This is a genomic window from Sphingomonas sp. NFR04 (assembly GCF_900114095.1).
Lineage (GTDB): Bacteria > Pseudomonadota > Alphaproteobacteria > Sphingomonadales > Sphingomonadaceae > Sphingomonas.
Genome location: NZ_FORV01000003.1, coordinates 106,601 through 120,692, shown reverse-complemented (window position 1 = coordinate 120,692; position 14,092 = coordinate 106,601). Strand labels below are relative to the sequence as shown.

Below are 14,092 nucleotides of genomic sequence, written 5' to 3'. Positions count from 1 at the left end.
CCCAAAGAAAAGGGCGCCCGGCGACGGCCGGACGCCCTTTCCCTTTCCATGCGACCTTACTTCGCGGCCGGAGTCGCTTCCGGCGCAGGTGCAGCAGGCGCAGCGGGCGCGCCGTCGGCCGGTGCGGCACCGGCCTTGTCGCCGGCGGCCTTGGCGGCTTCGAGCGCCTTGTTGGCCTGGTCCTCGATCCGCTTGCGCAGCGCAGCGCGGTCGAGCACGTTCGGCAGCGCGAACTCGCTGGCGGGGATCGCGCCCGGCTTGACGCTCTGCAGCGTCAGCGCATCGCCCAGGCGAAGCACGGCGCCCTTGGCGATCACGTCTTCCAGCACCTTCTCGGCCTTGGGGACGCTGGTGAACACGGTCGCCATGCGGGCGCCGGTCAGCTTGGTCTGCATGCCGATCGCGGCGGCGATGTTCTTCAGGCGGCTGTCGTCGCTGACGACGATGCGAATCGAATCGCCCTGGGGGTTGCCCTTGGGCTGGACGCTCCAGATCGTGCCCTTCTGGTCGCCGACCTTCTCCTCGCCGACCTGGACCGCTTCATAGTCCGGATCCTGCGGCAGCGCCTGGGGCTTCATGCCCTTGGCCTTGGCAATGTCCTGCGTCGCGCCGACGAAATCGGCGAAGCTGGCGGCAAACTTGTCGTTGCCGTCGGTGATCACGACGTAATCGGTGCCGCCCTTGTGGATCAGCGTCTGCGGGCCGGCTTCCACCTTGGCGTCGCCGTTTGCGGCAGCCTTGACGGTGATGGTGCCGCGGCCGCCGGCGGCGGCGTAGGTCGCGGTCACGTCCTCGGGCGCCTTGGAGCAGGCCGCCACCAGCGCGAGCGCGGCAATCGTAACAGTCTTGCGGATCATGTGTTTCTATCCCTTCGCCCTGATCTATCGGCCAAGCGGTGTTCGTGGGCAAGGTGCTGCGCTACAGCCGCTGGCATGGCCGTCAAGCGTCTCCTGCTCACCGACTTCCGCAACCACGAAGATGCCCTGCTGACCCCGGGGGCAGACTTCGTCGTGCTGAGCGGCGAGAATGGCGCGGGCAAGACCAATATCCTGGAGGCCGTGTCGCTGCTCGCGCCCGGCCGCGGCCTGCGCGGCGCGCCCTTGAGCGAGATGGCGCGGCAGGGCGGGGCGGGGGGCTTCGGCATCGCGGCGACGCTCGACGAGGCCGAGATCGGCACCGGCACCCGCGCCGACGCGCCCGAGCGGCGGATCGTCCGCGTCAACGGCGCGGCGGCGGCGGCGGCCAGCCTTGCCCAGTGGCTGGTGGTGTTGTGGCTCACCCCCGCGATGGACCGGCTGTTCCTCGAAGCCCCCGGCGACCGCCGCCGCTTCCTCGACCGGCTGACGCTGGCGCTCAACCCGCGCCACGCGCATGAGGCGACCCGTTACGAAGCCGCGATGCGCGAGCGCAACCGGCTGCTTGCCGACGAACTGCCGCCCGATCCCGCCTGGCTCGAGGCACTGGAGGCACGGATGGCCGAGTATGGCGCGGCGATCGACGCTGCCCGGCGCGATGCTGTGGCCGCGCTGGGCGCCCGTCTGGCCGACCAGCCCATGGGCCCCTTCGCCCGGGCCGGGCTTACGCTGGAGGGCTGGCAGGGCGACGCCCCCGCGCTCGCTGCCGCGCTGCGCGAAGGCCGCCGCCGCGATGCCGCTGCCGGGCGCACCCTCGCCGGCCCGCACCGCGCCGATCTGCAGGTGACCCATCTCGACAAGGCGCAACCCGCGCATCTCTGCTCCACCGGCGAGCAGAAGGCGCTGCTGCTCGGCATCGTCCTCGCCCATGCCGAGCTGGTGGCGGATCGCGTCGGTACCCCGCCGATCCTGCTGCTCGACGAGGTCGCCGCCCATCTCGATCCCGGCCGCCGCGCGGCGCTGTTCGAGCGACTCGCGGGCCGGGGGCAGGTCTGGATGACCGGCACCGAGCCCGCGCTGTTCGAGGCGGTCCCCGCCACCGCCACCCGCTACCGGGTGGCAGACGGCAGGGTGGAGCTTGCCTGAGCCGCCTCACTCCTGCTCGGCGTACGCCTTCACCAGATCGAACAGATAGTCGCGGCCGGTATAGAGCGAGCGGACCTCGATCCGCTCGTTCAGCCCGTGGACGCCGTTGCCATCGGGATCGCCCCAGGCCCCCGGCACGCCATAGGTCGGGATGCCCACGGCGGCGAGGAAGATGCCGTCCGTCGCGCCGGTCGACATGGTCGGCACCAGCGGCACGCCGGGGAAATATTTGGCGACCAGCTTCTCGGCCGGCCCGACCACCTTCGGGTCGAGCGCGGGCGGTTTGGCGATCGGCCGCACCGGCGGGACCATGGTGATCGTCACCTTCGCGTCGCCGATCGCCGTAGCCAGCGCCTTCTGGATCTCCTCGCTGCTGTGCCCGGGGAAGATCCGGCAATTGATGTTCGCCGCAGCCCGCTGGGGCAGGGCGTTGTTGGCATGGCCGCCCTCCAGCAAGGTCGCGACGCAGGTGGTGCGCAGCATCGAATGATAGATGCGATCGGTGTTGAGCAGCGTCTCGGCACCCTTGTCGCCGGGGTTGGTCGCGATCGTCACCATCGCCTTGCCCATCGCATCGCTGCGGGCCGCACCCGCCTTGGCGAAATAGGCGCGGGTGGTGTCGGACAGCTCGAGCGGGAAATCATAGCCGCGGATCTTCACCAGCGCGTCGGCCAGTTCGTAGATCGCGTTCTCCGGCACCGGAATCGAGCTGTGGCCGCCGGGATTGCTGGTCTCCAGCCGGAAATTCTGCACCGCCTTCTCGCCAACCTGCATGCTCTGGACGAGCACCTTGCCATGCCCGTCCGACTTGCCCCCGCCGCCTTCGTTGAGCGCGAATTCGGCGTCGATCAGGTCGCGCTTGTTCTTGGCCAGCCATTCGGCGCCGTTGAACGCCCAGGTCGTCTCCTCGCCGCAGGTGAGCGCCAGCTTCACGGTGCGCTTGGGCTTGTACCCCGCCTGCTGGAAGCGGATCAGCGTGTCCGCCCAGGCGGCCGCCATCGCCTTGTCGTCGGCCGTGCCGCGGGCGTAATAATAGCCATTCTCCTCGACCAGCTTGAACGGATCGCGGGTCCAGTCCTCGCGCTTGGCCGCGACCACGTCGATATGCGCGAGCAGCAGCAGCGGCTTCGCCTTTTTCGACGTGCCGGGATAGACCGCGACCAGCCCGCCGTCCTTGGGATGCTCGGGCGTGGAGAACAGCGTGAGCTGGTCGTCCTTGAACCCGGCCGCCTTCATCCGCGCGGCGATCTGCTCGGCCGCCTGGGTGCAGCTGCCGACATTCACCACGGTGTTGGTTTCGACCAGTTCCTTGTAAAGTTCGAAGAACTTGGCCTGATCCGGCCGCGTCTGCGCAGCGGCGGGTGCGGCGATCGCGACGGCGAGCGCGGCGGTGGCGAGAAGCTTCTTCATCCGGTTTTCCCCATTTGCCCTGCGCGCAATGGAGCATGGCAAGGGCGAGAAGGGAAGCGCCTCCTCAGATGCCGAAAGGCTCCCTACATAGAGTAGGTGCCCGCCGATCTCCCCGTACCTCTGGCCGACTGGTTCACTGCGCGCGGATGGGCGCCGCGGCGGCACCAGTGGGACATGCTCGCGGCCGCGCGCGCCGGGCGGCATGCGCTGCTCGTCGCGCCCACCGGTGCGGGCAAGACGCTCTCCGGTTTCCTGCCGACGCTCGCGGATCTGATCGAGGCACCCGCCGAGGGGCTGCACACGCTCTACATCTCGCCGCTCAAGGCGCTGGCGGTGGACGTGCAGCGCAACCTGCTCACCCCAATCGAGCAGATGGGGCTGCCGATCCGGGTCGAGACGCGCACCGGCGATACCCCGCATGAAAAGAAGGTCCGCCAGCGCGTCCGCCCGCCGCAGGTGCTGATGACCACGCCCGAATCGCTCAGCCTGCTGCTGTCCTATGAGGACAGCCTGACGATGTTCGCCGGGCTGAAGACGGTGGTGATCGACGAGATCCACGCCTTCGCCACCGGCAAGCGCGGCGACCTGCTCGCGCTGGCGCTCGCCCGGCTGGAGCGGCTGGCGCCCGGCTTCCGCCGCGTCGGGCTCTCCGCCACCGTCGCCGATCCGGACGGCTATCGCGCCTGGCTCGCGCCCTATGGCGACATCGATGCGGTGACGCTGGTGCAGGGCGAGAAGGGGGCCGATCCCGACATCGCCATCCTGCTGCCCGAGGGCCGTGTGCCCTGGGCCGGGCATTCAGGCATCTATGCCATCCCGCAGGTGATGGCCGAGATCGAGACGCACAAGACGACGATCGTCTTCTGCAACACCCGCGGCCTGGCGGAACTCGTCTTCCAGCAGCTGTGGAAGGTCAACGAGCTCAAGCTGCCGATCGGCGTGCATCACGGCAGCCTCAGCCTGGAAGCGCGGCAGAAGGCCGAACAGGCGATGGCGGACGGGCGGCTGCGCGCGCTGGTCGCTACCGCCAGCCTCGACCTCGGCGTCGACTGGGGCGATGTCGACTGCGTGATCCAGATGGGGGCGCCCAAGGGATCGTCGCGGCTGCTCCAGCGGATCGGGCGCGCCAACCACCGGCTCGACGAGGCGAGCGAAGCGGTGCTGATCCCCGGCAATCGCTTCGAATATCTGGAGGCGCGCGCGGCGCTGGACGCGGTCGAGGCAGGCGAGCTCGATCCCGACATCTTCCGCCCCGGCGCGCTCGACGTGCTCGCCCAGCATGTGATGGGCTGTGCCTGCGCCGCGCCCTTCCGCGCTGCCGATATGCTGCAGGAAATCCGTGCAGCATTGCCCTATTCGGCGCTGACCGAGGAGGTGTTCGACCGCGTCCTGAACTTCATCGCGGACGGCGGCTACAGCTTGCGCGCCTATGACAAGTTCAAGCGGCTGACCCAAGGCAAGGACGGCGTCTGGCGGGTCACCCAACCCAATTTCATTGCGCAGCATCGGCTCAACGCCGGCATCATCGTCGAATCGCCGATGCTGGAGGTGCGCTTCAAGAACGGCAAGCGGCTGGGCAAGGTGGAGGAGGGGTTTGCCGCCTCGCTGTCGCCAGGCGATACCTTCTTCTTCGGCGGCCTCGCGCTGGAAGTGGAGCGGGTGGAGGCCACCGACCTGATCGTCCGCGCCACCGCCAAGCAGGCGCGGGTGCCGAGCTATATGGGCGCGCGGCTGGCGATCACCGCGAACCTTGCCGACCGCGTGCGGGCGTTCCTGTTCGATCGCGGGGAGTGGACGCGCTTCCCGGCGGACGTGCGCGAATGGCTGGAGACGCAGGACCGCCGCTCGACGCTGCCCGCACCGGGCCAGCTGCTGGTCGAGACCTTCCCGCACGAGGGCCGCCACCATCTCGTCATTTACAGCTTCGAAGGCTGGAACGCGCACCAGTCGCTCGGCATGCTGGTCACGCGGCGGATGGAGGCGATGGGGCTCAAGCCGCTGGGCTTCGTCGCCAACGACTATGCGCTGGCGGTCTATGGGCTGGAGAAGATCACCGATCCCCGACCGCTCTTCTCGCCCGACATTCTCGAACATGAATTCGTCGACTGGGTGCAGGGCTCGGCGCTGCTCAAGCGGGCGTTCCGCGAAGTCGCGATCATCGGCGGGCTGGTCGAGCGCCAGCATCCCGGCAAGAAGAAGACCGGGCGGCAGGTCACCTTCTCCACCGACCTGATCTACGACGTGCTGCGCAAATACGAGCCCGATCACCTGCTGCTGCGCGCCGCCTGGGAAGATGCGCGCGCGAAGATGACCGATGTCGGTCGCCTGGCGCGGCTGCTCGACGAGGCGGGCGCGCGGATGCTGCACGTCGATCTGGAACGGGTGAGCCCGATGGCCGTGCCGGTGCTGATCATGATCGGTCGCGAATCGGTCGCGCAAGGCACCACCGAAGACGCGCTGCTCGAAGAAGCGGAGGCGATTGCTGCCGAGGCGATGCGGCTCGACTGACCCCGTTCTTTTGCGGGATTGCTGCGCAACATCGACAGGCGTATGTTCCGCACATGTTCGGAGTCTCGTCCTCGCTTGTCCTTTGGGCCTTGCCGCTCGGTTTGCTGGGGAGCGGGCCGGCGACGGTGCGGACGGACCCCGAGACGGCGCCTGCCGCGGGCCAGCCCGATGCGATCCAGCTGGCGCTGGGCGAGACCAATGCGCGGCTCACCGTACCGGTCGCGATCACCCAGCAGGGGCCGTACAACTTCATCATCGATACCGGCGCCGAGCGCACGGTGGTCTCGCGCGAGCTGGCGGCGCGACTGGGGCTCGCCGCGGGGGCGTCGGTGCACGTCACCTCGATGACCGGGCGCAGCCTCGCCACGACCGTTATCGTGCCCGATCTCAAGATCGAATCGATCGGCACCGCGCACCAGATCGTCGCGCCTGCCTTCGATGCCGCCAATATCGGCGCGGCCGGGCTGCTCGGCATCGACACGCTGCGCGATCACGAGGTCACGATCGACTTCGACACCGCGACCATGGCGGTACGCCCCAGCGTCAAGCGCAAGCGGCACGAGAAGCACGATGCGGACGAGATCGTCGTCTCCGCCAAGGACCAGTTCGGCCAGCTGATCGTCACCGACGCCTATTATGGTAACGCCCGCGTGCAGGTGGTGCTCGACACCGGCTCGCAGGTGACAATGGGCAACGAGGCGCTGCGCCGGAAGGTCGGCAAGAGCGTGGGCGTGCTGCAGACGATCGAGCTGACCAGCGTCGATGGCGGCAAGACGCTGGCGCAATATGGGCATGTGCCGGACATGCGGGTGAGCAACGTCGCGTTCGATGCGCTGCCCGTCGCCTTTGCCGAGGCCGAGCCGTTCAAGCGCTTCGGGCTCACCAGGCGGCCGGCGATCATGCTCGGCATGGATGCGATGCGCAGCTTCCGCCGGGTCGAGATCGATTTCCCCAACCGGCAGGTGCGCTTCTTCCTGCCGCGTGGGCTTCGCGACAAGCGCGCCAATTTCGAAGGGCCGCTGCTGCCGCCGGGCCTGCGCAACCCCGCGCGCGATTGACTTTACCCGTCGGGTCTGATTGGCCTGACCATATGACCACGCTTTCGCGCGCGACGCTCGCCGGCCTTCCTGCCGGCATCCTCCGCCCCGGCCACGACCTGGCCGCGATCCGCACCGGCATCGTCCATTTCGGTCCCGGCGCCTTCCACCGCGCCCATCAGGCCGCGTTCATCGACAAGGTGCTGGACAGCGATCCGCGCTGGGGCATTGCGGCGGTGTCGCTGCGCAGCGGCACCACCACCGATGCGCTGAAGGCGCAGGACGGGCTCTACACGCTGGCGGTGATCGACCGCGAGCCTTCGACGCGGATCGTCGCGGCGCACTCGGATGCGGTCGGCCCGGGCGAGGGCGCCCGCCTCCGCGCGCTGCTCGCCAGCCCCGAGGTCCGGATCGCCACCAGCACGGTGACCGAGAAGGGCTATTGCCTGGGCGGCGACGGCGCGCTCGACATGGGCCATCCCGACATCGTCCACGATCTAGCGCGTCCGGAAGAGCCGGCGAGCGTGATCGGCTGGATCGTCACCGGCCTCGCCGATCGCCGCGCGGCGGGTGTGCCGCCCTTCGCGATGCTCTGCTGCGACAACATGACGGGCAATGGCGGCAAGCTCCGCGCCGCCTGCGTGGCGCTGGCGCGCGAATGGGATGCGGGCCTCGCCGACTGGATCGCTACGGAAGTGGCGTTCCCGGATTCGATGGTCGATTCGATCACCCCGGCCAGCGACGCGGCGTTCCTCGCCAAGGTGGCGGGTGACCTCGGCGTCGAGGACAAGGCCGCCGTGCAGCGCGAATCCTTCACCCAGTGGGTGCTGCAGCGCTTCGACATGGAGGATGGCCCGGACCTCGCTGCGGCGGGCGTCACGCTGACCAGCGACGTGCGCGGCTATGAGCAGGCCAAGCTGCGCATCCTCAACGGCAGCCATTCGAGCCTCGCCTATATCGGGCTGGTGCTCGGCCACGAGACGGTGTTCGAGGCGATGTCGGACGGAGTGCTCGGCGGCTTCGTGACGCGGCTGGCGCATGAGGATATCGCGGCCTCGCTGGGCCAGGTCGATGGGCTGGACGTGCCCGGCTATGTCGATGCGGTGCTGGACCGGTTCCGCAATCCCGCGATCCGGCATCTGCTGGCGCAGATCGCCTGGGATGGGTCGCAGAAGCTGCCCTATCGGCTGCTCGACACGACGGCGGCGGCGCTCGATGCCGGGCGCTCCGTGGAGCGGCTGGCGGTGCCGGTGGCGGCGTGGATCGCGTTCCTGGCGGCCAAGGCGAAGGCCGGCGAGAAGATCACCGACCCGCTGGCGGATGTCCTCGCGACGGCGGCGACCGATGCGGCGCCGATAGAGGCGGTGCTGGCGCTGCGGCAGGTCTTCCCCGCGCGGGTGGCCGAGGATGCGCGGTATCGCGAGGCGCTGGGCGCTGCATTCGCCGCGATCCAGGCCGGCAAGATCGGCGAGCTGCTGGAAGGCTGAGGCTTAAAGATCCTCCCCCGGAGGGGGAGGGGGACCGCCGCCGCAGGCGGTGGTGGAGGGGTGTCCCCGCCAAAGTCGGTGGCGCCATTTCAGCGCTGACACCCCTCCGTCGCGCTGCGCGCGCCACCTCCCCTTACAGGGGAGGATCAGAGAATCACCGCGCCTGGCGCCGCGTGTAGAGATACAGCCCCGCCGTGATCGCCAGGAACAGCGCCGTGCCCCCCGCCAGCGCCACGCCTGCGAAGCCCGGCCCGACCAGCGCCAGCGGGGACTCGCTGCCCGTCTCGTACACGATCCCCGCGTAGAGCACCCCGAACAGGCTGTCGCCGACGATCATGCCGGTGGCCATCAGCACGCCCATCCGCTTGACGAACTCGGGGTCGCGGGCGCGTTCGGCGGCGCGGTCGTAGAACCAGCCGATCACCGCGCCGACCACCACGGTCAGCGTCACGCCCATCGGCAGATAGATGCCGAGGCCCACCGCGAGCGGCGGCAGACGGAACTTGGTGGTGCGCGCCAGAAGCTCGTCGACCAGGATCACGCCCGCGCCGATCAGCGCACCGATGCCGATCAGGTCCCAGCGCAGATCCCCGCCCAGTACACCCTTGGCGAGCGACGAGATCAGCGCCGCCTGCGGTGCGGGCAGCGCATCGGCGCTGGCGCCCGGCACGCCGGCAAAGCCGAACGAGGCGTTCAGCACGCTCAGCACCGGCGGGATGACGAGGCTGCCGAAGACCACGCCGAAGAGTAGCGCGACCTGCTGCTTCCACGGCGTCGCGCCGACCAGCTGGCCGGTCTTGAGGTCCTGGAGATTGTCGTTGGAAATGGTCGCCACGCCGAACACGATGCCGGTGACGATCAGGGCGTAGGCGATCAGCGCCTGGGTCGTGCCGGGATCGAGATTGCGCCCATACAGCCCCACCAGCATCAGCGAGGCGGCGACGACCGAGAGGATGCCGATGCCCGACACCGGGCTGTTCGACGCGCCGATCAGGCCCGCCATGTAGCCGCACACCGAGGCGATCACGAGCCCGACGACGAGTACGAACACCAGCGATCCCGCGACCAGCAGCCCCGCCGAGGCGGAGAGCGGGCCGGCTGCCAGCACGCTCCACAGCAGCCAGCCGATCGGCAGCAGCATGCCGAGCGTCACGACGGCGACGATCCCGATCGGCAGGTCGCGCTCGCCGATTGCCACGTCGGCGCCACTGCGCGCCGCCGCCGAGGCGGCGAGCGAGGAGCGGATGCCGCCGATCACCGGCCCGATGATCTTGAGCAGCGTCCAGATCGCCGCCATCCCGATCGTGCCCGCGCCGAGGAAGCGCACGTCGCTGCGGAACACGGTGTTGGCCACCGCCTCCGCCGCGCCGGGCATGCCGGCGCTGAGTATCGGCAGCGCGATCCACCAGCCGATCGCCACGCCGACCAGGATGGCGATGCCGACGGTGAGGCCGATCAGGTGCCCCGCGCCGATCAGCGCGAACTGCAACCCGCCGATGATCCCGGTCGAGCCCGCGCCCGCCTTGAAGAACAGCGCGCCTTCCTCGGCCGCCAGCTTCATCCGGGTGACCAGCGCGAAGCCCGCCGAGGCGAGCGCGTTGACCACGATCACCTTCAGCCCGCGCGCGCTCTCTTCCGCACCCTCGCGGCTGCCGGCGCCGACCTGCAGCACTTCGGCGGCGGCGCGGCCCTCCGGATAGGGCAGGTCTGGCGAGTCGACGACCAGCGCGCGGCGCAGCGGCACCGAGAACATCACGCCGAGGATGCCGCCGAACATCGTGATCGCGGCGGTCTCGACATAGGGGAAGCCGTTCCACCAGCCGATCATCACCAGCCCCGGCAGCACGAAGATGATCGCGGCCAGCGTCCCCGCCGCGCTCGCGACGGTCTGGACGATATTGTTCTCGAGAATCGTCGAGCCGGGGAAGAAGCGCAAAATCGCCATCGAGATCACCGCGGCGGGGATCGAGGTGGCGAAGGTGAGGCCGATCTTCAGGCCGAGATAGACATTGGCGGCAGTGAACAGCAATGTGATCGCGCCGCCGAGCAGCACGCCGCGCAGCGTGAGTTCAAGCGGCGCGCGGGCAGGGGCAGTAGCCATGCGCTAGAGGCTCCGGATAGGGTTTCGGGCGAGCTCGCCCAGGAAAATCACCGTCAATCCCGCGAAGGCGGGAATCCATTCGCCGTGCCGGTCGCGGAAAGAACCGACAGACCACCGCCAATGGATCCCCGCCTTCGCGGGCATGACGGGGGGCGGGGAGGAGGGCGCGCGCAACCACCGTCCCTGCGGCTTTCGGCCGCAGTCGCTCCGGATCAGCATGGGCACCCTCGCCATCGCATTGCCGCCATGGTGGCACCGGCGGCCGCGAAAAGACAGGCTTTTCCCGCCGATCAGCCGCGGAACAGCCCGCCCAGCACCCCACGCACCACCTGCCCCAGCACCCCGCCGCCGCCCTTGCTGCCGAACACCGCCTTGCTGACCTCGTTCGCCACCGCACGCCCCGCCGCGGACGAGGCCGACCGTGTGGCGGAGCGGATCGCGCGGTTGAGGGGGTTGTTCGCCGCCTCGCGCTCGGCGGCGATGCGGGCGCGTTCCTCCTCCTTGGCGCGGCGGGCGTCTTCCTTCGCTTGCGTCGCGGCGGCTTTTTCGGCGGCGTTGCGGGCCTGGCTCTCGGCGGCGGCGGCGGTCGCCTCGGCGCGCTTGGCGGCGAGCAGTTCCTCGGCGGATTCGCGGTCGATCGCGGCATCGTATTTGTCGCCGACCGCATCGGTTTCGACCAGCACCTTGCGCTCGTCCGCCGCGAGTGGGCCGACGCGCGAGGCGGGCGGGCGGATCAGCGTGCGCAATACCGGTGCGGGGGATCCATCTGCTTGGAGCAGCGACACCAGCGCCTCGCCCACCGCCAACTCGGTGATCGCCGTCGCAACGTCGAGCCCGGGGCTCGCCCGGAAGGTCTCGGCGGCGGCGCGGATCGCCTTCTGGTCGCGCGGGGTGAAGGCGCGCAGCGCGTGCTGGATGCGGTTGCCGAGCTGCGCGGCGACATCCTCGGGGATATCGATCGGGTTCTGCGTGACGAAATAGACGCCGACGCCCTTCGATCGGATCAGCCGCACCACCTGCTCGATCTTCTCGAGCAGGGCCTTGGGGGCGTCGTCGAACAGCAGATGCGCCTCGTCGAAGAAGAAGACGAGCACCGGCTTGTCCGGATCGCCGATCTCGGGGAGGGTCTCGAACAGCTCGGACAGCAGCCAGAGCAGGAAGCTGGCATAGAGGCGCGGGCTCGCCATCAGCTTGTCGGCGGCGAGAATGTTGATCACGCCGCGGCCGCTATCGTCCTGCGCGAGGAAGTCCTGGATGCTGAGTGCGGGCTCGCCGAAGAAGTGCGTGCCGCCCTGGGCCCGCAGCTGCAGCAGCTGGCGCTGGATCGCGCCGACGCTCTGCTTCGAGACATTGCCGTAGGTGGTGCTCAGCTCCTCGGCACGCTCGGCGCAGTGGGCGAGCATCGCCTGCAGGTCGTCGAGGTCCAGCAGCAGCCCCTCGGCATCGGCGACGTGGAAGGCGATGGTCAGCACGCCTTCCTGCACCTCGTTGAGGTCCATCAGCCGGGCGAGCAGCAGCGGGCCCATTTCGGAGACGGTGGTGCGGATCGGGTGGCCCTGCTCGCCGAACAGGTCCCAGAGCTGCACCGGCATCGCCTGGTATTTCCAGCCGCTGTCGCCGATCGCCTGCGCCCGGGCGGCGAAGGCGGCATGCGGCTTGGCGAGCGGCGATCCGGCCATGCCGAGTCCGCCCAGATCGCCCTTCACGTCCGCCACGAACACCGGCACCCCGGCGGCCGAGAAGCCTTCGGCCAGGCCCTGCAGCGTCACCGTCTTGCCGGTGCCCGTCGCGCCGGCGATCAGTCCGTGGCGATTGGCCCGGCGCAGGTTCAACTCGATCCGCGCGTCCCCGGCTGCACCAACGAAAAGGCCCGTCTCTTCCGCCATTTCCTGCTCCTCTTGTGGGAAGCCGGCATAGGGAAGAAACGGGCCCTGGTCAGCCGCTTTTGCGGCGGATCAGTTCGCGGCGAGACCGATCGGGATATAGTTGCCGATGTTCTTGCGCTGGACGTAGAGCACCACCTGCTTGCGGCCCGCGGCCTTGGCGGCGGCGGCGGCCTTGGTCAGATCGGCAGGCGTGCGGACCGGCTGCTGGTTGATCGAGATGATCACGTCGCCGCGCTGCAGGCCCTTGCCGGCCGCGTCGCTGCTCGGGTTCACGCCCAGGATCACCACGCCGCCGATCGAGGGATCGACGCCGATCGAACGTGCGATCTGCGGAGTCAGCGGGGTGACGCCGATGCCGAGCAGGGCAGTGGGCGCCGTCGCGGCGCTGCTGCCGTCATCGCCATCGTCACCCTCTGCGCCGTCCTGATCGTTCGGATCGAACTGGGCGAGCTGCTCGTCGGGTGGGCGCGTGCCGACGGTGACGTTCACCGTCTGGCGCTTGCCGTCGCGGATCAGCTCGACCGGGATGCGCGTGCCCGGAGTCACGTTGGTGACGATGTAGGACAGCGTCTGCTCGGGGGTGACGTCCTTGCCATTGACCTTGACGATCACGTCGCCCTGGCGAATGCCCGCCTTCTCCGCCGGCTGGCCCGGCTCGACGCGTGCCACCAGCGTGCCGCGGTCCGACGGCAGGCCGAAGCCGGCCGCGAGATCCTTGGTCAGATCCTGCATCGCGATGCCGAGATAGCCGCGGGTGATCGTCTGGCCCTTCATCAGCTTGTCGATGATCGGCTTGGCCTCTTCCGCGGGAATCGCGAAACCGATGCCGACATTGCCGCCGGTGGGCGACAGGATCTGCGAGTTGATGCCGATCACGTTGCCGTTGAGGTCGAACATCGGGCCGCCCGAATTGCCGCGGTTGATCGAGGCATCGGTCTGGATGAAGCGGTCATAGGCGCCGGCGCCGGTAACGCGGTGCGTCGCCGAGATGATGCCCGAAGTGACGGTGCCGCCCAGCCCGAACGGATTGCCGATCGCCAGGATCCAGTCACCCACGCGCGCGCGCGCCGAATCGCCGAACTTGACGAAGGGCAGCGCGGTGCCGTCGATCTTGAGTACCGCCAGATCCGACTGCGCATCATGGCCGATCAGCTTGGCCTTGAAGTCGCGACCATCGGCCAAGGTGACCGTGATCGATTCGACCACCGCGCCCTGCGCGCCCGCCGAGATGACGTGGTTGTTGGTGACGACATAGCCGTCGGCCGAAATGATGAAGCCCGAACCCAGCGACTGGGCCTCGCGCGTCACCGACTGGCCCTGGCCCTGGCCGAACATCTCGAACGGCGTGCCGGCGAACGGATTGGCGTTCACCTTCACGCGCTGCGTGGTCGAGATGTTGACGACGGCGGGCTGGAGGCGGGCGACGAGGTCGGCGAAGCTCATCGGCGCGCCGGCCTTGGGGGCCATCGCCTGGATGGTGCCCGGCTCGTTCTGCGCGGTCTGCGCGCCGGCCGGCTGGTTGAGCGACAGTGCGGTGGCAGCGCCACCCAGCAGGATCGCGGTAGTCAAGGCGTAGGCGTAACGCACGGGGTCATTTCCTCTCGAAAGGAATGGTGTTCGTCTCAAATCGCGCTTCTACCCAGCGCGGCTGAACCTGATTTGA

Annotated in this window: 9 protein-coding genes; 4 read left to right on the top strand and 5 right to left on the bottom strand. The window is 69.2% G+C overall.

What is annotated here, in order from left to right:
• Positions 1-56: 56 nt before the first annotated feature.
• Positions 57-857 carry a hypothetical protein gene (locus tag BM009_RS10490; RefSeq protein ID WP_093296002.1) on the bottom strand — a complete coding sequence of 267 codons (801 nt, stop codon included), beginning with the start codon at positions 855-857 and terminating at the stop codon, positions 57-59.
• 75 nt (positions 858-932) lie between these two features.
• Here BM009_RS10490 and recF point away from each other — a divergent pair, with 75 nt between their 5' ends.
• A complete protein-coding gene (gene recF / locus BM009_RS10485; RefSeq protein WP_093296001.1) occupies positions 933-2,000 on the top strand; it encodes a DNA replication/repair protein RecF in 1,068 nt (355 codons plus the stop codon).
• Positions 2,001-2,006: 6 nt separating this feature from the next.
• On the opposite strand, the gene BM009_RS10480 is transcribed toward recF, so the two are convergent.
• Positions 2,007-3,410, bottom strand: a complete 1,404-nt coding sequence (locus tag BM009_RS10480) for a M20/M25/M40 family metallo-hydrolase (RefSeq protein WP_093295999.1) — start codon at positions 3,408-3,410, stop codon at positions 2,007-2,009.
• Between the two features lie 96 nt (positions 3,411-3,506).
• Here BM009_RS10480 and BM009_RS10475 point away from each other — a divergent pair, with 96 nt between their 5' ends.
• From BM009_RS10475 to BM009_RS10465, 3 genes are all read left to right on the top strand, one after another.
• Positions 3,507-5,918: a ligase-associated DNA damage response DEXH box helicase gene (locus BM009_RS10475; protein ID WP_093295998.1), complete on the top strand. Its 2,412-nt coding sequence runs from the start codon at positions 3,507-3,509 to the stop codon at positions 5,916-5,918.
• A gap of 125 nt (positions 5,919-6,043) precedes the next feature.
• Positions 6,044-6,976, top strand: coding sequence for a retroviral-like aspartic protease family protein (locus BM009_RS10470; protein WP_254772246.1), 933 nt, complete (start codon positions 6,044-6,046; stop codon positions 6,974-6,976).
• A 32-nt stretch (positions 6,977-7,008) separates the two neighbouring features.
• The gene (locus tag BM009_RS10465; RefSeq protein WP_093295995.1) at positions 7,009-8,442 is read left to right on the top strand and encodes a mannitol dehydrogenase family protein; all 1,434 of its coding nucleotides are present in this window, start codon (positions 7,009-7,011) and stop codon (positions 8,440-8,442) included.
• A 154-nt stretch (positions 8,443-8,596) separates the two neighbouring features.
• Here BM009_RS10465 and BM009_RS10460 read toward each other — a convergent pair whose 3' ends face one another.
• The 3 genes from BM009_RS10460 to BM009_RS10445 form a co-directional block, all read right to left on the bottom strand.
• Positions 8,597-10,543, bottom strand: a complete 1,947-nt coding sequence (locus BM009_RS10460; protein WP_093295993.1) for an OPT family oligopeptide transporter — start codon at positions 10,541-10,543, stop codon at positions 8,597-8,599.
• Positions 10,544-10,833: 290 nt separating this feature from the next.
• Positions 10,834-12,429, bottom strand: a complete 1,596-nt coding sequence (locus BM009_RS10450; RefSeq protein ID WP_093295990.1) for a helicase HerA-like domain-containing protein — start codon at positions 12,427-12,429, stop codon at positions 10,834-10,836.
• 69 nt (positions 12,430-12,498) lie between these two features.
• Positions 12,499-14,016: a Do family serine endopeptidase gene (locus BM009_RS10445; protein WP_093295989.1), complete on the bottom strand. Its 1,518-nt coding sequence runs from the start codon at positions 14,014-14,016 to the stop codon at positions 12,499-12,501.
• Positions 14,017-14,092: the final 76 nt, after the last annotated feature.

Bases quoted from the DNA above. Each gene is read 5' to 3' on its own strand.
- BM009_RS10490 (WP_093296002.1), bottom strand. From the start codon at position 857: ATGATCCGCAAGACTGTTACGATTGCCGCGCTCGCGCTGGTGGCGGCC.
- recF (WP_093296001.1), top strand. From the start codon at position 933: ATGGCCGTCAAGCGTCTCCTGCTCACCGACTTCCGCAACCACGAAGAT.
- BM009_RS10480 (WP_093295999.1), bottom strand. From the start codon at position 3,410: ATGAAGAAGCTTCTCGCCACCGCCGCGCTCGCCGTCGCGATCGCCGCA.
- BM009_RS10465 (WP_093295995.1), top strand. From the start codon at position 7,009: ATGACCACGCTTTCGCGCGCGACGCTCGCCGGCCTTCCTGCCGGCATC.
- BM009_RS10460 (WP_093295993.1), bottom strand. From the start codon at position 10,543: ATGGCTACTGCCCCTGCCCGCGCGCCGCTTGAACTCACGCTGCGCGGC.
- BM009_RS10450 (WP_093295990.1), bottom strand. From the start codon at position 12,429: ATGGCGGAAGAGACGGGCCTTTTCGTTGGTGCAGCCGGGGACGCGCGG.